This is a genomic window from Paeniglutamicibacter terrestris (assembly GCF_012271785.1).
GTDB lineage: Bacteria > Actinomycetota > Actinomycetes > Actinomycetales > Micrococcaceae > Paeniglutamicibacter > Paeniglutamicibacter terrestris.
The window spans coordinates 120,047-139,617 of the sequence record NZ_JAAWVT010000004.1; the positions used below are offsets into that span (position 1 = coordinate 120,047).

Sequence of the window (19,571 nt, forward strand, 5' to 3'; positions counted from 1 at the left end):
TCGTGGCTAGTGCTCGCGAATTGGCGCAATTGCGTGATGCCCAGGCTGAGGTCGTGTCAATGGTGCAAGACCTGCTGGACAGCATGTTTTGGTCTATGACGATGACGGATCCGGCGCGGGTGCGTGATGCGCTACTGGAATTCGTGCCGTTGCTGGTGGATCAGTACGGGTCGATGTCGGCGCAGATTGCCGCCGAATGGTACGACGATGTGGTGGGCGGGTCGCGGGCTGCTGTGGCCGCGCCCGCCGTCTATCCCGTGGGCGTTACTGACGCGAAGGTGCGTTTCTTTGCGGGGCACCTATTTGGCGATACCGCGGCCCCGGATCTGGCTTTGGCTGGTATCAGTCAGGCGCTCGGAAAGTATGTTCGGCAGTCGGGCCGGAACACCATCATCTCGAATGCGGAGGCTTTCGGGCAGCGGTGGGCGCGGGTGCCGAAGGGCGCTAAGACGTGCGCTTTCTGCCTGATGCTGGCAAGCCGTTCGATGGGTTGGCTCTATGAGTCGGCGCAGTCCGCTGGTGACAAGCGGCAAGGCGGCGAGGAATATCACGGCGATTGCAATTGTGAGGCCGTGGTGGTCAACACGATCGGCGATTATCCCGAAGGCAGTATCGACCCTCAAGGTGCCTACTCGATGTATCGGGAAGCTTGGAAGGCCGCGGGCGGCTCGGGGTCTTCGGGCAGCGAGGTCACTTATCAGATGCGCCGCCTATTCCCCGACTTGCTCACCGATGGCGTCATTGAGCACATCCACTAATTCCACACATCACTAATTCTTACCCGTGCCGAGTCGGCGCGGGTTTTTTTGTACCCCCTGCACGCTCGGTGCGCGCGGGGTTTTGCCGCGCGATGCGGCTTATCAATTGGAGGTTGGTTATGGCTTTGAAGCCACGCGTATTTAGCGAACCGATGCCGCCGTATATGTCAGCGATTGGCATGAAGTGGGCACGATTCGTAGACGATCCTTCCGGTGGTGCTGGCGGTAACGGAGCGCCTGCCGGGGATGCTGGAGCGGCTGGGGCGGCGGGCGGAAATGCCGACGATACAGACCTAGACAAGATCGAGGGTCTGGGCGACGCCGGAAAGAACGCCATCAAGGGCGAGCGTGCTAAAGCTCGCGAAGCCGAAGCCCGCGCAAACGCGCAGGCCGCGGAGAGCGCCCGGCTCAAGGCAATCGTGGACGCAGCCGAAGAGGCCAAGCTTTCCGATTTGGAAAAGGCGCAGAAAGTCACGGATGACACCAAGGCCGAAAATGCCCGACTTGCCACCGAGAATATGCGGCTCACCGCTCTGGCGACACATTCCGTCTCCAAAGAAAACCAAGATCTTGTCGTCGGTACGGATGCAGCGAGTTTCCTCGCATCCGCTGAGCGAATCAGCAAGCTCGAAGCCGCAGCAGCAGGCAAGACGAAAACACAGGAGGTCGTGCCGGGATCTGGCACGGGCCTAGGGGTAGTCATTTCGGCTCGCGATGCCGGGCTTGACCAGGCGCGCAAGCGCGGATTCATCACCGAATAAATTTCACAAAGCTTAGGAGCTTACTCATGGATATTGGAGTTACCCAGAACGCACGTCAGGTGGAAAACCTTTCGTGGCGGCACCAGGACGGCGGATACGATGCGGAATCGATCACGCTCGACATCTCGGCTTTCACTGCCGGAACGCACTACCCGAATGGTTACGTTCGGTCCGGCACCCCGCTGGGAAAGATCACCGCGACCGGCCTCTTCGGCCCATACGATAACGCCGCTTCCGATGGACGCGAAGTTTGCGCTGGCGTGCTTGCGGCGTTCACGCCCGTACCTGCTGGGGGCCGGGACGCGGGCGCGGCACTCTTCTTCGCTGGCGTTATCAAGGCGTCCAAGCTGCCAATCACTATCGACACCGCGGGCAAGGCTGACCTTGCCGCGTGGATCCGATTCGTCTAGGAAGGGCCTGACTAATGGCTATTGTTTTTGACGGGGATGTCACACCTGACGCCCTAACCGCTTTTGTCCGGTCCGTTCCGACGCCGGCGAACTATGTGCTGGATCAGCTTCTGCCGAACCGCACCTTCACCAAGAATCAGATCGATTTCTCGGAGCTGACTCGCACCAACCGTGCCGCGAAGTTCCGCGCCTATGACGGTTCTATCGTGCCGACCAAGCGCGATACGCTGACCAGCTCTACGGTCAAGCTGCCGCCGCTGTCTTCGATGAACGGCGTTGGCGAGCGTGAGCGTTTGGAGCTGGAGCATGCCCGTCAGGGTGGAAGCTCCAATTCCGCGCTGATCGATCAGATCTACGACGATGCCACCCTCTTGACTGGTGAAATCCTCACCCGTATGGAGCTGGCTCGCGGCGATGTCCTGGCAGACGGAAAGTTCACCCTGGCCGGCGAGAACGGGTTGACCTTGGAAGCCGATTTCGGCGTTCCGTCCAACCACCTTGTTACCACCGCCGCGGCTTGGTCCACCCCGGCTACCGCGAAGATCATCGAGGATCTGACTACTTGGGTCAGTACCTATGTGGTCACGAATGGTCAGCGCCCCGGCGGCATGGCAATCTCGGACAAGGTTCTGGGCTACATGCTGCGGAATGCTGAAATCCGCTCACTGGCCGCTTCGCTTTCCGGTGCGCCGAGCTTGGTTACGCGCCCGGCTTTGGATGCGGTTCTGGACGCTTTCAGCCTGCCGCCGATCAAGTGGGTCTATGACACTCGTGTCGATGTGGACGATGTTGATACTCGCGTTCTTCCTGAGAACGCGGTCATCTTCACGCCTGCCAATCCGAGCGACCTCGGCTACACCGCGTGGGGCGTTTCTGCGACCGCGCTGGAGCTGGTGAATTCGGCCAAGGTCGATTTCGCGTTCTCGGAAGCACCGGGCATTGTCGGCGTAGTTGACAAGAGCGCACACCCCCCGTACCGCGAAAACACCTTCGTTGATGCGGTAGGCATGCCGGTCCTGACTAACCCCAAGCTGCTCTTCGTGGGCCGCGCTTACTAGCAGTAGCCATGCTCGGGCGGGGCGCATTCTCGCGCCCCGCCCCAGCGGTTCCCCCAGGAGGATACTTTGCCTAAATTTACAGCTCGCGTTGCCGTTCATCATGATGACGGTGACCATACGTGGTTCAATCCGGGCGACAATGTGCCCGATTGGGCAATTGGCCTGGTCGGCGACCACTGCATCGAAGGTGCCCGTTCGGATATTGAGGCTGAATCTACGGCTGAATCGGACGCTGAATCGGAGGGTATGCCGCCGCGGCCTGCCGCTGGTGATGCGTCTAAAGATGCCCCAAAGATCGAAGCGCCCGCGCGTGCACTGAACTTCACGGGTGCTCCTGATGCACCCAAGGCCCGGCGTGGGAAGGCTACCGCAGCCAAGCCCGCTACGGCTAAGCCTGCCGAGTAGGGGCGCTCATGGCTGAGCCATTGGCGACCCTTGCGCAGTACGTCGAGCGTCACGGTGAAGTCCTAGAGGCCGACACCGCGGACGTGGAATCGAAGCTAGGGCAGGCGTCGCGGAAAGTGCGGAATCAGTTTCGTACCCTCGACGCGCGCATGGCTTCCGACGAACTAGATCCGGAACTTGTTGCGGATGTGGTGTGCCGGATGGTCAATCGTGCTTTGGAGGCACCGAAAGAGCTACAGGACGTTACGAATGCCAGCATGACCGCGGGAATGTTCACGCAGAATCTGACCTTCGCGCGTACTGATGGCCGTGTGTATCTGGGCAAGGATGACCGCCGCGACCTCGCCCCCCCGCGCGGGGGAATGTTCACGGCTCCAATGTACGGGGGTTGAGGTGGATGAAATTTCTTGTTCAAGCGAATCAGCCCATTGGTCATCGTGCCTTTGTTGAGGGTTCGGTCGATACGCAGAATAACCCGATTGAGACTTGGGCGGCTGCTGTGCCGCGGATGGTTTTCGGTTGGGGTCCACCGGCACCGGAGGACGAAATTAGGAATGACCGTGACGTGATCATTGAATCTCAGATGGTGCTTTCACCGGATGCGGATTGGCTGGATCCACGCGATCGTATCGTGCTGGCCGGCGTCGAGTACGAGGTGCACGGGGGGCCGCGTGATTTCACGCATGGGCCGTTCAATTTCGCGCCTGGCTATGCAATCCAAGTGAAGAGGGCGGTGGACATTGGCTAAGGTTCCTAAGTTTGTTTGGAAGCGAGATTTTATGATGAATCTGCGCACCTCGCCTATGGTCTTCGATGAGTTGAAGCGTCAGGGCGAACGTATCGCAAACAGCGCAGGGCCGGGGCATAAGGTCACGGCAATGGTCACGCGTGGCAGTCGCGCTAAGTCGCGTGCACGCGTGCAGGTTTCCGCGAGCACGCCCGAAGCTCGCCGCGCGAACTTTGAGCAGAATGTTTTGCTCAAGGCGCTTGGTGGCAGTGACTACACCGTGTACCGCTCGAAGCAGGGGCGCACAAGCCTGATTTCAAACAAGCAGGCGAACAACTACCGGAGTCGTAGTGGGTAACCGCATGGTGCGGCAAGACGTAGAGGGCATCGTCGCGATGTACCTCACGTCGAAGCTGGGTGGGGTGCAGGCGCGCACTAATCGCACCAGTGCCGCGCGCGAGGTGACCATTGAGCGCATCGGCGGAACAAAGCGCAACGTCATGCACGAGCGGGTATTTCTAGCCGTGCAGGCGTGGGATACGGGGTCTAAGACGGGCGCTTTCGACCTTGCCGCGGATGCGGTGTCTTGGCTTGAGCAGATGACCGAGACGGGCGCGTGGATCGGAAACGAAGATGAAGTCTCATCGATCATCTGGTTCCCCGATCCGATCACGCACGCGCCCCGATACCAATTCACTGTGCACATCATGAGCGGAGGGATCCCAGCATGAACCAAGTAACCACGCTTTACCATCCGACCATTGTAGGTCTCAAGCAGGTAATCGGCGGTGATATTTCGGAATGGCTAAATGCCGGGTGGCTGACAAGTTCACCGGGCGCGGGTGATGGTTTTCCGACGCCGAGCGATTCGGCACTCATGAAGTTCAAGGCGGTAGGCGAATAGCCTGCCGCCTTTCTTGTACCTAAAACGAATGCGAGGCCCAAATGGGTAATGCACTAAATGTCCAGGTCGGTAAGCCGAAGGCTACCGGCGCGATTTTCAAGGCACCGCTCGGAACTGCGCTGCCGGTCAACGAAACCACGGCGCTGGCTGCGGCTTACGTCGATCACGGTTACGCGTCTTCGGAAGGTCTGACGAAGGCCATTACCAAGGCTTTTACCGAAATCAAGGAATGGGGCGGTAAGACCGTTCTGCGTCCGCAGACTGAGGTCGGCGTGAATATCAACTTCAAGCTTATCGAGGTTGTGGGCGTCACCGGTGGCGTGGTTGCCAAGACCGTATTCGGCGCTAGTGCCGTCACGGTCACCCCGGCAACGTCTTCGACCGGTACGAAGATTGCCCTTGCCTACAAGGGTGATGAGCTTCCGAATGGCGTGTGGGCCTTCGACATGGTGAACCCGTCCACCAACGCATTGCGCCGCGTGATCGCAGCCAATGCGCAGGTCACCAACGAGGACTTCACCCAGACGTATTCGGGCGAATCTGCCATTGAGATTCCGGTGCAGCTTACCTGCTTCCCGGATGCGCTCGGGAACTTCTTCTACGAGTATTCAGACGATGGAATTTTCAGCGTCTAGCTAGACCAGGTGGGGCGCGCTGCTGGTGTGCCCGCGCCCCACCTTTCTTTTCCCCCGCACACCACACACCCCTAAACATGGAGGCACACCAATGACCACCACACGAGCAACCACCGCAAAGACCAGCACCAAGACTCCCGCGAAGACTGCCGCACGTAAGGCACCGCAGGACCGCAAGCCCAAGCAGGATGAGGCACCGGCACAGGTCACCATCACGGTTGATGGCTTCGAGGTGACCTTGGATGCCGACAAGCTGGACGACTACGACCTGATGGAAAACATCGCCCGCGTCGATGACGGGGAGCGTGAGCGTGTTGTGCTGGTGCTGCGTAGCATGCTCGGCCCTGACGTGCACGAGGAAGTGAAGGCGAAGTTCCGCGGAGATGATGGGCGGATCCGCGTTGAACCGATGATCATGTTCTTCTACGAAGTGATGAAGCAGTTCCAAACGGAACTGCAAGCGCGGGGCTAACCCGCCGTGGTCGTGGATCTGACAGTTCAGTATTACGACTCCTGCATACACGCTGGCGAATGGTCGCTGCCGGTTCGTCTTGACGCGTTCGATGATCCGAGACTGCTGATTCTGATGAGCGACATTTCGTTGGGTGGTCGGTTGCGGCTGTTGTGGTTTTTGCTGGAGCCGGAATGCCACGACGATTTGCGGTCTCTGATGCGCGCCGCCACGGGTACGTCTTCGAGTCAGAATGTCATGGCGTTTACGCGGGTCATTCTGGAGCAGGAAGCGCGCGGGTTGATGATCTTCCTGCACATGCTCGCGACGTGCCGAGCCGAGCTAAAGGCAGACTTTCGGCGGTTCTATTCATTGGGTCTGGATGCGGCGTTGGTTGAGCTATCGCCGCGCGATTTGAGCGACTACGCGGTGTCTCTGCCCAGTGAGGGCGCGGTGCATCGCAAGCTCAATCCCGATCATGAATGGAGCCTAAACGAGCAACTGATGGCGGCGATGATCGACGTGCAGAACATGCGCCGCTACGAGGCTGCGAAGCTTGCCGGCGCGAACTCGGCGACTAAGCCTAAACAGATTGAGCGTCCGGGCGTCAGTAACGGCGAGACGGAAAACATCGGCGAATCCGAAGGCTTCGAGAACGTTGAAGATTTCGATGAGGCATACGCCAAGATCCGGGCCAGATTCGCCCCGGCACCTGAGTAACAACATATCCGCGGGGCACTACGGTGCCCCGCGGGCTATCGCCGGGAGGTGGTGTCATGGCCGAAGAGTCCGTGGAGCTGGGTAAGGCTTACCTCTCGCTGCTAGCCAGCACAAGGGATATGAAGGCGTCTGTCAAAGACGCGATGCGTGAGCTGGGGCAACAGACTGACGGTGCCGTTAAGAAGTCGGGTAGCAAACTGCTGTCGGGCATCGGCGGCGCGATCGGCAAGGTCACTAAAGCTGGCATATTAGGCATTGGTGGTCTCGCGGCAACGGTCGGCGGTCTGGCGGCGGCTGGTGGCATTTCGCGTGCGCTGGCTATCGAGGATGCGCGCGCGAAGCTTGACGGACTGGGGCACGACACCAAGACCGTGGACAAGATCATGGCGGACGCTTTGGCGTCGGTCAAGGGTACGGCGTTCGGCTTGGGAGACGCGGCATCCGCTGCGGCTTCGGCTGTCGCATCCGGTGTGAAGCCGGGTAAGGATTTGCAGCGCACCTTAAAGCTCACCGGTGACGCGGCGACTATCGCCGGCGTCGGGTTCGGCGACATGTCGGCAATCATGAACAAGGCTGCGGCATCGAACAAGGTGCAGGGTGACATCCTCGCGCAGCTCGGCGATATGGGCATTCCGATCGTGCAGCTCTTGGGCGAATCGATGGGTAAGACTGCCAGCGAAATTTACGATGCTTCCAAGGATGGCACGATCAGTTTCGCCAACTTGCAGGATGCTATCGAGTCGGGCATGGGCGGTGCCGCTCTAAAGTCGGGCAAGACTTTCCGTGGTGCCTGGGCCAACGTCATGGCGGCTCTTGGTCGTGGTGGCGAGACGGTCATCAAGCCGGTTTTGGATTTGCTGCGGGATGGGTTCAACAAAGCCATTCCGATTATCGACAATGTGACAAATGCGATGAAGCCGCTTGTCGCTGCATTCTCGGCGAAGCTGCCGGGTGTGCTCAAGGAAATCACGGGCGGTTTCGAGGCGTTCCGGCAGGCATTCAAGTATGCAGATGGTGACATCACTTCGTCGGGCTTCCCCGGATTCATGGAACGTCTCGGCTACGCTGCGGCGGTTGCCTGGGACATCCTGAAAAACAAGGTCATCCCGATGCTGAAAGAGCTTGTTGGCTGGGTTATTCAGAATCGTGACTGGATTGTGGCGCTCGGTATCGCTGTTGGTACGGGCACTGTCCTTTGGAAGCTCTACAACATCGCAACGACCGGCTATAAGAAGATTGCCGCGATTGTCACGAAGCTGATTCAAGGGCAGACGGCGGCACAGCTCGCATTGAACGCGGCCTTCAAGGCGCACCCCATCATGATGATCATCGGCGTGATTATCTCGCTGATCGCGGCGCTGGTGTATCTCTACAACACCAATGAGACGGCGCGGAAGATTATCGACGGCGCGTGGATCGGCATCAAGAATGCTGTGAAGTTCGCGTGGGAGCGGGTCATCAAGCCGGTATTTGATGCCGTGTCTGGATTCGTGAAAAACGTTCTAGGCCCGATCTTCAAGTGGCTGTACGAGAAAATTATCAAGCCTGTCTGGGAGGCGGTTTATAGCGCGGTTCGGTGGGCATGGCAGAAGGTCATCCAGCCGGTCTTCAAGGCGATAGTCGGGTTCATCAAGAACACGCTAGGTCCGATTTTCTCGTGGCTGTACGACAAAATTATCAAGCCCGTTTGGGATCTGATTGCTTTTGCGATCGACGCGGCATGGAACATTATGGTTCTGATTTTCGATCTGATCGCATGGACGGTCAAAAATGTTGTTGGCCCGATTTTCAAATGGCTTTACGACAAGATTATCAAGCCGTATTTCGCGAGCATCGTCAAGCAGATCAAGGATAGCTGGGCGCTCATGAAGGCCGTCTTCTACGTTATCCGTGATTTTGTGCGTGACGTGCTCGGGCCGATTTTCAAGTGGCTTTACAACAAAATCGTGAAGCCTGTCTGGGATGCGCTAAGTAAGGTCATCAAAGATACGTGGAATGATAAAATCAAGCCCATTTTTAGAGCGCTCGGTAATTTCATCAAAGATGTTGTAGGCCCTGCATTTAAAAAGGGCGTCGATATTATTGCTGGATTCTGGGATAAGCTGAAAAAGATTGCACTTGCGCCTATCAATTTCATTATTGAAACTGTATATAACAAGGGCATCGTCGGCACCTTCAACAAGGTAGCTGAGGCTATCGGGTCGAAGGCCCGCCTCAAGACGCTGGGCAAGCTCGGCGTCGGTGGTGGTGGCGGTTCTAGTAACTCCGCTCAGAAGTTTGGCGGCGGCGGGACCAAGTTCAATGCTCGCGCAAAGGGTGGACACACCCCGCGCGGCTGGACCCTAGTTGGTGAAGAGGGACCGGAGCTGGTGAACTTTGCCAGCCCTGGGATGGTCTACACCGCAGCTCAAACAAAGCTGATGCAAGCCGGCCAGCAGCAGGCACCCACGGGTGCTGTGCGGCAGTTCGATAAGAACGGCAAGGGCATGCTTCCACAGGGCGGCTGGCTCGGCAGTCTCGGCGGGAAACTCGGCGGGGCACTGGCCGGCGCTTGGAAGAAATCAACCGAGTGGATCCGTGGCGGTCTGGCGAAGGCCGCTGAGGTTGTTCTGTCTCCAGTTCGGAGCCTGCTTAACAAGTCCCTGCCGGATAGCGGCATGGCTCGCTTGGGCAAGGATCTGGGCATGAATGCCATTGATCGGGTTATCAAGTGGATCAAGGGCAACGACACCGCACCCGACACTGGGGGCGGTGGTGGTGGCACTGGGGCCGTGTTCAGTGGTCCGAAGGGTGCGTTCCATCGTCCGTCACAGGGTCCGTACACGTCGATGTTTGGTCCGCGCTGGGGAGCATTCCACGCGGGCGTTGACATCGCCGGTGGCGGTCCTACCTTTGCGGCCCTAAACGGTCTCGTAAAGTACATCGGCACCGGTGGCGGATTGCCAGGGCGCACGGGCTACGGCATTCGACTGGATCACGGCGGCGGCTTCCAAACCTACTACGGGCACAACCCGTATGACGGTGTGAAGGTCAAGGTCGGCGATCACGTGAGGGCTGGTCAGCGAATCGGTACACAGGGCCACACCGGCAATGTAACCGGTACGCACCTTCACTTCGAGACGCTGCAAAACGGTCGGGCGCTGAATCCGATGACGTACCTGCACGACAAGGGCGGTTGGCACGCACCGGGCACGTTGAGCATGAATCAGCTCAAGGTTCCCGAAGCGATTCTTACGCCTAGTGAGTGGGATGCGGCTGAAAAGGCGATCGAACTCGCGGCAAAGGGTGGCAAGTCCATCGACATGAGCGGTTCACAGTTCGGGTATGACCCCGACGAAGTGATTCGTCGTATGGAGCAGGCAGAGCGGCGCGCGCAAGTCATCGCCGGTCTCAATAACTAAGGGGTGCCCATGAGCATGACGACTCGGGTCGTCTTTGGATCTGCGGCGGGCGAGTCATCTCGCCCGTCTCCGTGGATCAAGACGCGCATGTGGTGGACGGGAGCGGACGGCGAACGCCGCGAGCTTACCGACCCTGAATCTGGTGTCTTCGTGATGCCAGAAGGTATCGAGGGGCTGGGAAATACGGGCTACACGCCTTGGCTTTCCCAGTCCCCCGCACAGCATGGGCAGCGGTTTCGTGGCGGTCGCTACGAGCCGCGCCCGTGCTTCTGGCCGGTGATGGTCTACTCGCGGGTGAGCACTACCGCTTGGTTCGCTGAGGATACCGACTTCTGGCGCAGCATGGTGCCGGATGTTTACGGGGTCTGGGAAGTGCAGACGCCGAGCGGTACGCGTCGGCTCACCTGTCGCTTTGAAGGTGACGGCAACCATAAATTCGATTACGACCCTGGGCGGCGCGGTTGGACCGCTTATGGTGTGGCGCTGACCGCTGACGATCCCTTCTGGTATGGGGAATCGATCACCCAGGAATGGGAGGCGTCCACCTCGCAAGACCTGAATGCGTGGACTGCCGGTTCACAGCTTGGCTTCCTGTCGTCGGCGAACCGGTTGGAAGATGCCACGATCACGAATACGGGTGACCTTGAGGCGTGGCCCGTATGGACGATTCATGGTCCGATGACATCCGCAACGGTGGGTGTTGCGGGCCGCACGGTGACGGCACCCATCACGCTAGCTACGTCTAATGATGTGCTGGTGATTGATACGGATCCGACCGTGCAGATGGCGTGGAAGAACGGCGTCGATGTGACATCCAGTTTGGGGACCGCGAATTTCGCGCCGATCCCCGCGGGTGAAAATCGCAAGCTACAGCTTTCCTTGGTTGGCACCGGTGCGGTTGCCGTAGAGCTTCGACCACGTTTCCGAAGGGCTTGGTGAGCATGGCGGATGATCTAAAAATCACGGTCTACAGCAAAGCCTTCGTGCGTCTCGGGTGGATCGGTCGCGCCACTTCGGTGGGCGGCACAATCATCTTCAATGAGGTGGGCGAGATGACGGTCGCGGTAGACGATGATCACCCAATGATGGGTGCCCTTCTTACCGAGGGCACCCGCTTGGTGATTGAGGGCTACGGGTTGTCCCTGCCGTTGATGTCTGGCCCGATTATGAGCGTGAAGGCGGGGCGGGCGGCTGGTGCCGCCAACCGGGCTGAGGTCACGATTCGTGATGACCTTATGCACATCTTTGGCATCGTCGGGTGGCCCGTGCCTGGCGCGGCGATTGGTTCACAGACCACCGCCTATCGCGTGTATACGGGCAGTGCCGAAAAAATCGTCAAGGATATGGTCACCGAGAATAAAACTCGGCTGGGCATCCCTTTGACGGTGGCCCCGAACCTGAACCGTGGCACGACCATTGCGGGCGGGCTGGCGTTCCGATTCCATCCAACCCGCGACAAGCTCATTCCCGCGCTGGAGCAAGCCGGGCTGGGGATGCGGTGCTACCAAGACGGCACGAACGGTTTGCGCTTCGATGTTTACGAGCCGGCGACGTACCCGGTGGCACTGTCGGAAGCGGCGGGCACGCTGCGGTCATGGGGTTACACCCGATCCGCTCCCACCGTGACCCGCGTCGTCAGCGGCGGGCAGGGTGAGGGCACAGCACGCGCCCTAGGCCAGCAGATCAGCACCGCACGCGAAACCCTTTGGGGTTACAAGCTGGAGGGCTTTGTCGATGCCCGCGATAGCGACGACGCCGACGAAATTGCGCAGCGCCGAAGCGAGATTCTGCTTGAGGGTGCCACCAAAGAGGGCTTGAACGTGGAGCTAGCCGAGACGGAGCACTTCGGATACGCGAAGGCTCCAGTCGGTACGCGCGTGACGGTGAACGCACGGGCCTTCACGATCACGGACATCATTCGGTCGGCGACGATCGATTACACCCCTGACAACGGTTTGACCGCGACGCCGCAGGTTGGCGACATGGAAGACACCCCGGCTTTGAAACAAGCCAAGATCACGCAGGCATTGCGCCGCGCATTGAACACAATCCAACGGAGGTAGCGCAATGGCGATTACTAGTAGCTGGTATGACGGACCGTGGACGGTCTCAGAATGGGCCAAGGGTCTGGCAACCGTGGGTTCGGCTCGGTACTCCGTAGCCAACTACGACGCGTGGAAGGTGACCATCAAGACGGGCACCGATCGCACGGTAAACATTGCCGCGGGCACCGGTGCCGGGTCTGGTGTTGTGGACATCTCTACGGCAGTTGAGTCGGTGCAGGTTCCGGTCATTTCGTCGGGTACGCGCTGGGATTTGATCGTGGCGCGCCGCGACTGGGCGGACGTGACCGGGAGCGCGACGGGTAGCAACGGCAAGGGTCGAACCCGTTTCACGTATGTGCAGGGTGGCGCAAGCAAGGTCATCCCTTCGCGCAACGCCAATTATGGTGTGCTCGATGATCAGCCCCTCGCGTTGATCCGCGTCGCCTCGGGATCCTCCAACGTGCTCGAAGTTGTGGACCTGCGTATCTGGGTGGCACCGGGCGGCATGACTGCTGTCGATGACTTGGTTCGGCAGTATGTCGGATGGCCTGGCGCGAGCATTGAAATCAAGGGTGTGCTTTGGCAGCGCCGCTACAACGCGACGACCGGCGCGCCTGAGTGGGTTCGCCCGGTTGAAGAATGGATCAAGGCAAATGCTGTCACCACGCCTTCTGTTCGCATCACTGGCACCGGTGATGCGTCGGCAACCTCGACCACGCATGGATTCCAGGTTGGCGCGACAAATAGTTTCAATATTGCCGTCGATAACAACGAGGTTGTGGGTCGCAATAACGGGGCGCTAGTCGCCGTCTTCTTTGACGGTGGTATCACGCTTGGAACCGCCAACGTGGGGCCGAACTACGCGGCCCGCCGCGACTACGTGGATTCAAAAGTGAATACACGCATGGGCGGCAATATCGCCGCGGGCGCTGTCTCCGTACAACCAAACACGTTCGTGACCGATGATGGCGAAACCTACTACCGCGGGTCTCAGCTCATCACCTTCCCCGCGGGGCGGTTCACGTCCATTCCACGCGTCACTTGTTCCGAGAATACGGAAGTTCCGGGCCGCGTGCGGTCCGTGTCCGCAACAGACGTGACGCTAACCGGCTGCCGAATTTGGGTAGCCCGCAATAACACGTCCACAACTGGCGTGACCTGGATCGCTGTAAATGCCGCAGATTAGGGGTGCCCACTATGTCATATCCATTTGATGCCATTTCGGCAATTGATCCACAGGATCCGAGCCGGGTAGCGGCAGACGCAGAGGTAACGATCGCGGCACCGGGCGACGAAACACAAACCCCGATCCCGCTGACAGACCTTACCGGTCTTCCACTACCTAACCCCGTGCTTGTCAATTCGCTGGGCTTCGGCCCGGCGTTCCAAGCTGAAATCCCATCCGTGGCTTGGTACGGCGGCACCATGTCGGGCCTGCTGCACTCATATACGGGATTGAAGGAAGACGCGGAGGCGGCGGCGTCATCGGCGAATCTATCTCGCATTGCTGCCGAAGCGGCGGGGTCGGCAGCTGAGGGCATCCCCTCGGGCGGTTCTGCCGGTCAAGTCCTGTCGAAGGTCACCAGCACGAGCTACGACACCGCATGGGTCACGCCGTCTTCGGGTGGCGCTGTCTACGGTGCCGGGGTCATGGTCACTGTCCAGCAAGTCGGGTCCGGTTACACGCGCCCAACCTCGGATCCCACCATTCGGTACGTCTTCACCGGCACCGCCGACCCCGGAACCGTGGCCCTAGAAAATGATCGTTGGGAGCGTCTAGATTGAGCACACGATTCGTAAAAAAGGGATTGAAGTGGGAACGGTACGGCGGAACACCGCTAGTCATCGTGCCCGAAGATAATCTGCTCTTGGATGAGCAATTCTCCGCGCCGCTGGATCCGAACCGCTGGTATATCGATGACACGACCTACGGGTCGGGCAACGTCGAGGAACACTGGTACGACCCAGATAATGTCGTCATCAGTGGCGGCACGATGAAGCTGATTGCTAAGCATGAGACGAAGACCGGTTCCTCGGGCGCTGCCCCGGCTATGAGCTTCGTTTCGGCTGATGGCGTCAATCATGCATCGCCGCGCACCGGCTTGCCGGCTGGATCCCGCGCGTACACCTCGGGCCTAATCGACACCCGCAATGCGGGCATTCCAACATATTTCCCTCTCTTCTCAAAATTTGAGATGCGGGCCACCATCCCCCACGGGCAAGGTCTACTGCCTGCCTTCTGGCTGCGGCGCAAGGGCGGTGCCTCATGGGCTGAGGTAGACATCATGGAATATTTCTTCAACTACCGGCCCGGCGAAACTAAGACCTCACTGCACTTCCCGAATTCCATCGGCACCAATGCTTCACAGCAGCGGAAATTCTTCGAGACTCCCACCTCGGGATCCTCGGGATTCCACACGTGGTCTATGGAGATTCGCCCCGCGCTTGAGAATGCCAATCCCCTAAAGGATCCGGTCATTTTCATGGCGAAGCTCGACGGCGTGCAGTCGTCTTACTACAAGCTGACCAATGAGCAGACCATTCGCGATTTGCACATGATTGACCGCACCACGGGCGTGGCCCCCGCGGCAGGCAAGTCGCAAGTGTGGGATTTGGCTATCAACCTTGCGGTGGGTGGCAAGTGGGTAGGTTGCCCGGATCAGCAGCTTGGATTCCTGCCGATCCCTAACCGGTGCTCGCGCAGCCAGGCGCTACCGTCTGGCGATGCGACCACGTGCGATATGACCGGTCTTTACTTCGCGAACTTCCCGGCAACTATGGAAGTCGATTACGTCAAGGTGTGGGATTTGGGGTACTAATGGCAATTGTCAAGGAAAATACGTTTGAGTCTGGATGGACTGCCGGAACAACGATCACCAATACGGCATCTGGTAATTCGGGCGGTCTCGCTGGCGACTACCTGAATTCCGTCTTCGGATCTGCGGGCAACACGATCCAATTTGGGACCACGCGCATGCATGGCCTACAGGGTTGCACGATGACGCTCGCGGGCGGCAACAGTACGACCCTCGGCTGGGATGATGCGGCGGCGACGAATACCACCGTGGCTATGCGCGGCTACTTCCGATTCACCGCGTTTCACACCGGCAACGTCTTCCTTATGCAGGCGCGCGGCGCTGAGGGTGGCGGCACCGGATTCTCGGTGCGCCTGACCTCGACGGGCATCATTCAGGCATACCAAGGCACGGCGGGCGTTGTCCTGGGGCTGGCGACTAAAGCCCTGCTCGTGAATACGTGGTATCGGATTGAGGCGAAATTCTCCCAGTCCGGTGTGTGGGGTGTGCGCGTCTATGCGGGCGACTCCTACAATCCGTACTTTTCGGAGCTGGAAGGATCCGGCGCTACCTCGGGCATGGCGGCAGGGTTCACGTTCCTGCGGTACGGCGTCGAGGGCACAGCGGTAACGCTGAATGCTTACCTCGATGACATCGCTTATGGCACTACGTGGATTGGTCCGGTAGCCCTTGAGGAAGCCGGGCCGGTCTCACTGCTCACGCAAAACACGTGGACGGTTAGCGGTAGCCCTTCATTTGTTGATGCGGTGTCGGATGACTTCGACACTACTTACATGGAATCGCCGGCGCTCACCTCGACGTACGTCAACATGATGGTTGGTATGGGGCAGGTCGGTGCCGGGGATATTAGCGTGTCCGTGCGCCTCTCGGGTGATGCTTTGCCCACGGCAAGCGTGAGCTTGCGGCAGGGCGCGACGACGATTGCCTCATGGATCGTGAATAACGTTCCCGCTTCAACGACCGCATACACGTTCACGCTGACCTCAGCCCAGCAGGCGCTCATCACCAACCGGGCCGATCTGCGCATTGTCGTCGGCGGAATCATCTAAGGGGGCGACATGTCAGCTATTCGCCGCGGCGGAAGTCTTTCAAATACCGATTCGGTTACCGTTCGGCGGGTAACGATCCCACTGACGGCGCAAACTGGCGACGTGGGCCTCATCGCGATGGCCTACTACCAGCCGACCACGGGCGCGGCGGCGTTGACCCTTGCGGGGTGGACGCTGATTGATGAATCAGTGCTGGGCGATTATCGGCTGGTCGCTTTCCGGCGCACGCTCACCGGCCCCGATCCGGGCAGCGATGTGGAAATTACCTTCGCGACGGCTCAGCGTGCGCCGATGGTGCTGGAGGTCTGGGGCGGGCTATCCGGCGTGCCCTCGGTCAATTCGACCACCACCTCACCCGCGGCAACCACGCACCCGCTGCCCGCGGGTGGCACCGGAACTATCCTTCCATTCGGACTCTTTGGGCACCGCTCGGGATCCCCGCCTTCGACAATGGGCGTCCCGTCCGGGTGGACCCTGGGCAACTTCGGATCCGTGCCTGCATCATTCTCGGCGGCTACGGGCATCACGTACGGACCGGCTGAAACCGGGCCAACCGGCGCGTTGAACCTGACGACTGCCGCGGCTGTCACGTCGCTGACGATGACAATCGGATGGCCCGTCACCCCGGAAGTCAATAACTTGCGGCTTCACGAAGCGCACATTCGTGCCTTTGTCGCACCAGTCAAAAACCTGCGAGTGCATAGTGCATCCGTGAGCGCGCTCATTACGCCCTACATGATTCGCCGGGGTGGCAAGTGGTTGCGCATTCGATCTTATGTCCGCAAAAGCGGGGCATGGAAGTGAGGGCTAATGAGCTTTCCTAGTGGAATTCTGACTTCGACGCTTACCGCGTCCGGTGGTGTTATCGCTGATGGTCGTGCGGTCGAGGTGCGCATTTGGGCATCGTTGGCGCAGCCGGTCACGCATGAGCCGACCGGCACCCCGTTCTTGTCTGGTCTGGTGGTGACTGACTGGAGCGCGGATGGCGCAGTAATGGTGCTGGCGAATGATTCGCAGGCGGGCTTCGTGGACGCTGCCGGGCATTCTGTGACCGGTTGGGGGTACACCGTCACGGTGGAGCGTCGCATTTCCAAGGCGGGTCCAATGCTCCCCAAACGTGATTTGAATATTTCGCTTGCTGTGGGTCAGGTACTTGTCGATCTGGATCTGGTGCCGTCTGTTGTGTCGGTTCCCCCGGTCGTAGGCACCGTACCTTTCGTGTCTTCCATCAATGGCGCTAGTGGAGCGATTGTCATTGACACCACCCTCGAAGCGCACACGCATACGATCGCCGACACCACAGGCTTGCAAGCTGCCCTAAACGCCAAGGCTGCCACCGTGCACACGCATACGATCGCGAATGTCACTGGGTTGCAGGGCGCTCTGGACGCCAAGCAAGCATCGGGTGACTACGCGACAAATACCGCGCTGGCAGGCAAAGCGGATACCGTGCATACGCACACCATCGCGAATGTCACCGGGCTACAGGCAGCTATCGACGCCGCGGGTGGCACACCAGACTGGGACGATGTTGCCGACAAGCCGCTGACCTTCACGCCGACTATTGGAGCCACCAGCACCACCGCTGTGGCGGGCAATGATCCACGCCTGACCGATTCACGCACGCCCTTGGCACACTCCCACGCGATTGCCAATGTCACCGGTCTACAAGCGGCCATCGATGCGAAGCAGGCGACGGGCGATTACGCCACGAACACGGCACTCACCGCGGGCCTGGCTACCAAGGCGGGCACCACCCATTCACATGCCACGAGCGATGTCACTGGGTTGGATACGGCGCTGAGCGGGAAGGCTGCGACCTCACATACGCACACCATTGCGAACGTGACGGGGCTGCAAGGTGCACTGGATGCCAAGCAGGCATCGGGCGACTTTGCTACCAATACAGCGCTCACGTCTGGGCTGGCGACCAAGGCGGCAACGTCTCACGCGCACGCCACCAGCGACGTGACCGGTTTGGATACCGCACTGTCTGGCAAGGCTGCAACCTCGCACACGCACACGGCGTCACAGGTCAGTGATTCCACTACGGTGGGTCGCGCTGTCCTGACCGCCACCGACGCCGCGGCGGTTCGGACTGCCATCGGTGCCGGTACTTCCAACCTGGCCTTGGGCACGAGTAGCACGACAGCCGCAGCCGGTAACGACTCGCGGCTGTCTGATGCGCGTACGCCCCTGACCCATTCCCACACTGCCTCGCAGATCAGCGATAGCACAACCGTAGGTCGAGCCGTGGTTGTAGCCACGGATGCGGCTGCGGCGCGTTCCGCCATCGGCGCGGGTACGGGCAACGGAACGTCAAACCTCGCCATCGGCACTACCGGATCCACGGCGAAGGCGGGCAACTACACGCCACCGATCGCCGACCTGCCCGCGGGCGTACTCCTGAGTGTCGTCTACAGCGCAGGATGGGCAGCGCGGCCCACGTCCCGAACTGACATCACCGTGTACTGGATCGGCGGCACCGAAGGAACGCCACCATCTGGGATGATCACGAATGACATTTGGACGGTGAACGTGGCATGACAGAAACATTCCACTATGCGTCCGATGGGTGGCGGTCCTTCGACGGAGGGCGAATCGTTGGCACGCAGGATGTGGGATACGTGGAGGGCTGGGGCTTTCCGTCATTCCAAGACAATTTCGAGGGCAACGAACTGGACACTGATGCGTGGCGGGTCAATGACCGCTCCACATTCGGGAACCTGTCTTACGACTGGGGCAACATTCAGGCGGGGCAGGTCAGCGTGTCCGGTGGATACTTGCGCATGGCGGTCACTCAGCGAGCGACACCATACAGCGCAGACGGGCGCGATCGCTGGTGGGATACACCATACATCGATACGCGCGGGGCCGGGATGCATTCGGCGCTCTACGGGCGCTGGGAAATCCGATGCAAAAACAATACGCCCGTGGGCACGTCGCGCGGGATCTGGCCCGCCTTCTGGCTGCGGAATAGTAGCGTCGGCGAAATTGACCTCATGGAGGAATGGGGCACACCGGTAGATACCGCCCGCGTCAGCTCCTACAAGAGCGGCTACTCACAATTCACCTTCCACGAGTCCACCAACGGCGGTCTCGCGAAGGCAGGGTATTGGACGGAAACGGAAGCCAACAAGGTGGACGGGACCACGCGGCCCGCGAACGCCGGCGCTTTCCATGTGTGGACTTTCGAGCGAACACCAAACTATGCAGCGCTATTCCATGACGGCACGCAAGCCGTCCGGGTCACGCCCGCTAGCCATCCTTGGATTTGGGGACCGAACCACCAGCAGCCCTGGCACATGCGCTTGCAAGTGCAGATGGGCGACGCGTATTGGACGCAAGCGCCGGTGCCGAGTGCGCAGACGCAAGCGAATTCTGAGTTTCTGGTGGACTACATACGATTCTGGGATTACGGGGGGTAGCGG

Annotated in this window: 23 protein-coding genes; all 23 read left to right on the top strand. The window is 59.8% G+C overall.

Going from position 1 to position 19,571, the window contains the following annotated elements:
• Nucleotides 1-2: 2 nt before the first annotated feature.
• The 23 genes from HED64_RS10335 (at nt 3) to HED64_RS10445 (ending at nt 19,568) form a co-directional block, all read left to right on the top strand.
• The gene (locus tag HED64_RS10335) at nt 3-758 is read left to right on the top strand and encodes a VG15 protein (protein WP_168151925.1); all 756 of its coding nucleotides are present in this window, start codon (nt 3-5) and stop codon (nt 756-758) included.
• Between the two features lie 119 nt (nt 759-877).
• Nucleotides 878-1,519 carry a hypothetical protein gene (locus HED64_RS10340; protein ID WP_168151926.1) on the top strand — a complete coding sequence of 214 codons (642 nt, stop codon included), beginning with the start codon at nt 878-880 and terminating at the stop codon, nt 1,517-1,519.
• A 26-nt stretch (nt 1,520-1,545) separates the two neighbouring features.
• Nucleotides 1,546-1,929: a head decoration protein gene (locus HED64_RS10345; RefSeq protein WP_168151927.1), complete on the top strand. Its 384-nt coding sequence runs from the start codon at nt 1,546-1,548 to the stop codon at nt 1,927-1,929.
• A 14-nt stretch (nt 1,930-1,943) separates the two neighbouring features.
• Entirely contained in the window at nt 1,944-2,987 is a 1,044-nt protein-coding gene (locus tag HED64_RS10350; protein ID WP_168151928.1) for a major capsid protein, read from the top strand.
• Nucleotides 2,988-3,053: 66 nt separating this feature from the next.
• Nucleotides 3,054-3,392 carry a hypothetical protein gene (locus HED64_RS10355; protein WP_168151929.1) on the top strand — a complete coding sequence of 113 codons (339 nt, stop codon included), beginning with the start codon at nt 3,054-3,056 and terminating at the stop codon, nt 3,390-3,392.
• 8 nt (nt 3,393-3,400) lie between these two features.
• Nucleotides 3,401-3,784 carry a Gp19/Gp15/Gp42 family protein gene (locus HED64_RS10360; RefSeq protein WP_168151930.1) on the top strand — a complete coding sequence of 128 codons (384 nt, stop codon included), beginning with the start codon at nt 3,401-3,403 and terminating at the stop codon, nt 3,782-3,784.
• A 5-nt stretch (nt 3,785-3,789) separates the two neighbouring features.
• Nucleotides 3,790-4,140: a hypothetical protein gene (locus HED64_RS10365; RefSeq protein WP_168151931.1), complete on the top strand. Its 351-nt coding sequence runs from the start codon at nt 3,790-3,792 to the stop codon at nt 4,138-4,140.
• 31 nt (nt 4,141-4,171) lie between these two features.
• Nucleotides 4,172-4,477, top strand: coding sequence for a hypothetical protein (locus tag HED64_RS10370; protein ID WP_168151932.1), 306 nt, complete (start codon nt 4,172-4,174; stop codon nt 4,475-4,477).
• A gap of 4 nt (nt 4,478-4,481) precedes the next feature.
• Nucleotides 4,482-4,850: a hypothetical protein gene (locus HED64_RS10375; RefSeq protein WP_168151933.1), complete on the top strand. Its 369-nt coding sequence runs from the start codon at nt 4,482-4,484 to the stop codon at nt 4,848-4,850.
• The gene (locus HED64_RS10380) at nt 4,847-5,023 is read left to right on the top strand and encodes a hypothetical protein (protein ID WP_168151934.1); all 177 of its coding nucleotides are present in this window, start codon (nt 4,847-4,849) and stop codon (nt 5,021-5,023) included. The genes HED64_RS10375 and HED64_RS10380 overlap by 4 nt, the downstream gene beginning before the upstream one ends.
• Before the next feature lie 41 nt (nt 5,024-5,064).
• Entirely contained in the window at nt 5,065-5,658 is a 594-nt protein-coding gene (locus tag HED64_RS10385; protein ID WP_168151935.1) for a phage tail tube protein, read from the top strand.
• A 91-nt stretch (nt 5,659-5,749) separates the two neighbouring features.
• Nucleotides 5,750-6,130, top strand: coding sequence for a hypothetical protein (locus HED64_RS10390; RefSeq protein ID WP_168151936.1), 381 nt, complete (start codon nt 5,750-5,752; stop codon nt 6,128-6,130).
• A 12-nt stretch (nt 6,131-6,142) separates the two neighbouring features.
• Nucleotides 6,143-6,829: a hypothetical protein gene (locus tag HED64_RS10395; protein WP_168151937.1), complete on the top strand. Its 687-nt coding sequence runs from the start codon at nt 6,143-6,145 to the stop codon at nt 6,827-6,829.
• Between the two features lie 56 nt (nt 6,830-6,885).
• The gene (locus HED64_RS10400; RefSeq protein WP_168151938.1) at nt 6,886-10,230 is read left to right on the top strand and encodes a peptidoglycan DD-metalloendopeptidase family protein; all 3,345 of its coding nucleotides are present in this window, start codon (nt 6,886-6,888) and stop codon (nt 10,228-10,230) included.
• A gap of 9 nt (nt 10,231-10,239) precedes the next feature.
• Nucleotides 10,240-11,169 (top strand): phage tail family protein, encoded by a 930-nt coding sequence (locus HED64_RS10405; RefSeq protein ID WP_168151939.1) that lies wholly within the window; start codon nt 10,240-10,242, stop codon nt 11,167-11,169.
• Between the two features lie 2 nt (nt 11,170-11,171).
• A complete protein-coding gene (locus HED64_RS10410) occupies nt 11,172-12,293 on the top strand; it encodes a Gp37-like protein (protein ID WP_168151940.1) in 1,122 nt (373 codons plus the stop codon).
• A gap of 4 nt (nt 12,294-12,297) precedes the next feature.
• Nucleotides 12,298-13,461 carry a hypothetical protein gene (locus HED64_RS10415; protein WP_168151941.1) on the top strand — a complete coding sequence of 388 codons (1,164 nt, stop codon included), beginning with the start codon at nt 12,298-12,300 and terminating at the stop codon, nt 13,459-13,461.
• Between the two features lie 11 nt (nt 13,462-13,472).
• Nucleotides 13,473-14,060 carry a hypothetical protein gene (locus HED64_RS10420; RefSeq protein WP_168151942.1) on the top strand — a complete coding sequence of 196 codons (588 nt, stop codon included), beginning with the start codon at nt 13,473-13,475 and terminating at the stop codon, nt 14,058-14,060.
• Between the two features lie 83 nt (nt 14,061-14,143).
• A complete protein-coding gene (locus tag HED64_RS10425) occupies nt 14,144-15,094 on the top strand; it encodes a glycoside hydrolase family 16 protein (protein WP_168151943.1) in 951 nt (316 codons plus the stop codon).
• Nucleotides 15,094-16,140 carry a hypothetical protein gene (locus HED64_RS10430; RefSeq protein WP_168151944.1) on the top strand — a complete coding sequence of 349 codons (1,047 nt, stop codon included), beginning with the start codon at nt 15,094-15,096 and terminating at the stop codon, nt 16,138-16,140. The genes HED64_RS10425 and HED64_RS10430 overlap by 1 nt, the downstream gene beginning before the upstream one ends.
• Nucleotides 16,141-16,149: 9 nt before the next feature.
• On the top strand, nt 16,150-16,944 hold the full coding sequence (locus HED64_RS10435; protein ID WP_168151945.1) for a hypothetical protein: 795 nt from the start codon (nt 16,150-16,152) through the stop codon (nt 16,942-16,944).
• Between the two features lie 6 nt (nt 16,945-16,950).
• Nucleotides 16,951-18,687 (top strand): phage tail fiber repeat family protein, encoded by a 1,737-nt coding sequence (locus HED64_RS10440; RefSeq protein ID WP_168151946.1) that lies wholly within the window; start codon nt 16,951-16,953, stop codon nt 18,685-18,687.
• On the top strand, nt 18,684-19,568 hold the full coding sequence (locus HED64_RS10445; protein WP_168151947.1) for a glycoside hydrolase family 16 protein: 885 nt from the start codon (nt 18,684-18,686) through the stop codon (nt 19,566-19,568). Before HED64_RS10440 ends, HED64_RS10445 begins: the two co-directional genes overlap by 4 nt.
• The last annotated feature ends 3 nt before the right edge of the window (nt 19,569-19,571 follow it).

What these genes read in the sequence shown, in the direction of transcription:
- HED64_RS10340 (WP_168151926.1), top strand. Translation starts at nt 878, where the DNA reads ATGGCTTTGAAGCCACGCGTATTTAGCGAACCGATGCCGCCGTATATG.
- HED64_RS10345 (WP_168151927.1), top strand. Translation starts at nt 1,546, where the DNA reads ATGGATATTGGAGTTACCCAGAACGCACGTCAGGTGGAAAACCTTTCG.
- HED64_RS10350 (WP_168151928.1), top strand. Translation starts at nt 1,944, where the DNA reads ATGGCTATTGTTTTTGACGGGGATGTCACACCTGACGCCCTAACCGCT.
- HED64_RS10360 (WP_168151930.1), top strand. Translation starts at nt 3,401, where the DNA reads ATGGCTGAGCCATTGGCGACCCTTGCGCAGTACGTCGAGCGTCACGGT.
- HED64_RS10365 (WP_168151931.1), top strand. Translation starts at nt 3,790, where the DNA reads ATGAAATTTCTTGTTCAAGCGAATCAGCCCATTGGTCATCGTGCCTTT.
- HED64_RS10370 (WP_168151932.1), top strand. Translation starts at nt 4,172, where the DNA reads ATGATGAATCTGCGCACCTCGCCTATGGTCTTCGATGAGTTGAAGCGT.
- HED64_RS10375 (WP_168151933.1), top strand. Translation starts at nt 4,482, where the DNA reads ATGGTGCGGCAAGACGTAGAGGGCATCGTCGCGATGTACCTCACGTCG.
- HED64_RS10380 (WP_168151934.1), top strand. Translation starts at nt 4,847, where the DNA reads ATGAACCAAGTAACCACGCTTTACCATCCGACCATTGTAGGTCTCAAG.
- HED64_RS10385 (WP_168151935.1), top strand. Translation starts at nt 5,065, where the DNA reads ATGGGTAATGCACTAAATGTCCAGGTCGGTAAGCCGAAGGCTACCGGC.
- HED64_RS10390 (WP_168151936.1), top strand. Translation starts at nt 5,750, where the DNA reads ATGACCACCACACGAGCAACCACCGCAAAGACCAGCACCAAGACTCCC.
- HED64_RS10400 (WP_168151938.1), top strand. Translation starts at nt 6,886, where the DNA reads ATGGCCGAAGAGTCCGTGGAGCTGGGTAAGGCTTACCTCTCGCTGCTA.
- HED64_RS10405 (WP_168151939.1), top strand. Translation starts at nt 10,240, where the DNA reads ATGAGCATGACGACTCGGGTCGTCTTTGGATCTGCGGCGGGCGAGTCA.
- HED64_RS10410 (WP_168151940.1), top strand. Translation starts at nt 11,172, where the DNA reads ATGGCGGATGATCTAAAAATCACGGTCTACAGCAAAGCCTTCGTGCGT.
- HED64_RS10415 (WP_168151941.1), top strand. Translation starts at nt 12,298, where the DNA reads ATGGCGATTACTAGTAGCTGGTATGACGGACCGTGGACGGTCTCAGAA.
- HED64_RS10420 (WP_168151942.1), top strand. Translation starts at nt 13,473, where the DNA reads ATGTCATATCCATTTGATGCCATTTCGGCAATTGATCCACAGGATCCG.
- HED64_RS10430 (WP_168151944.1), top strand. Translation starts at nt 15,094, where the DNA reads ATGGCAATTGTCAAGGAAAATACGTTTGAGTCTGGATGGACTGCCGGA.
- HED64_RS10435 (WP_168151945.1), top strand. Translation starts at nt 16,150, where the DNA reads ATGTCAGCTATTCGCCGCGGCGGAAGTCTTTCAAATACCGATTCGGTT.
- HED64_RS10440 (WP_168151946.1), top strand. Translation starts at nt 16,951, where the DNA reads ATGAGCTTTCCTAGTGGAATTCTGACTTCGACGCTTACCGCGTCCGGT.
- HED64_RS10445 (WP_168151947.1), top strand. Translation starts at nt 18,684, where the DNA reads ATGACAGAAACATTCCACTATGCGTCCGATGGGTGGCGGTCCTTCGAC.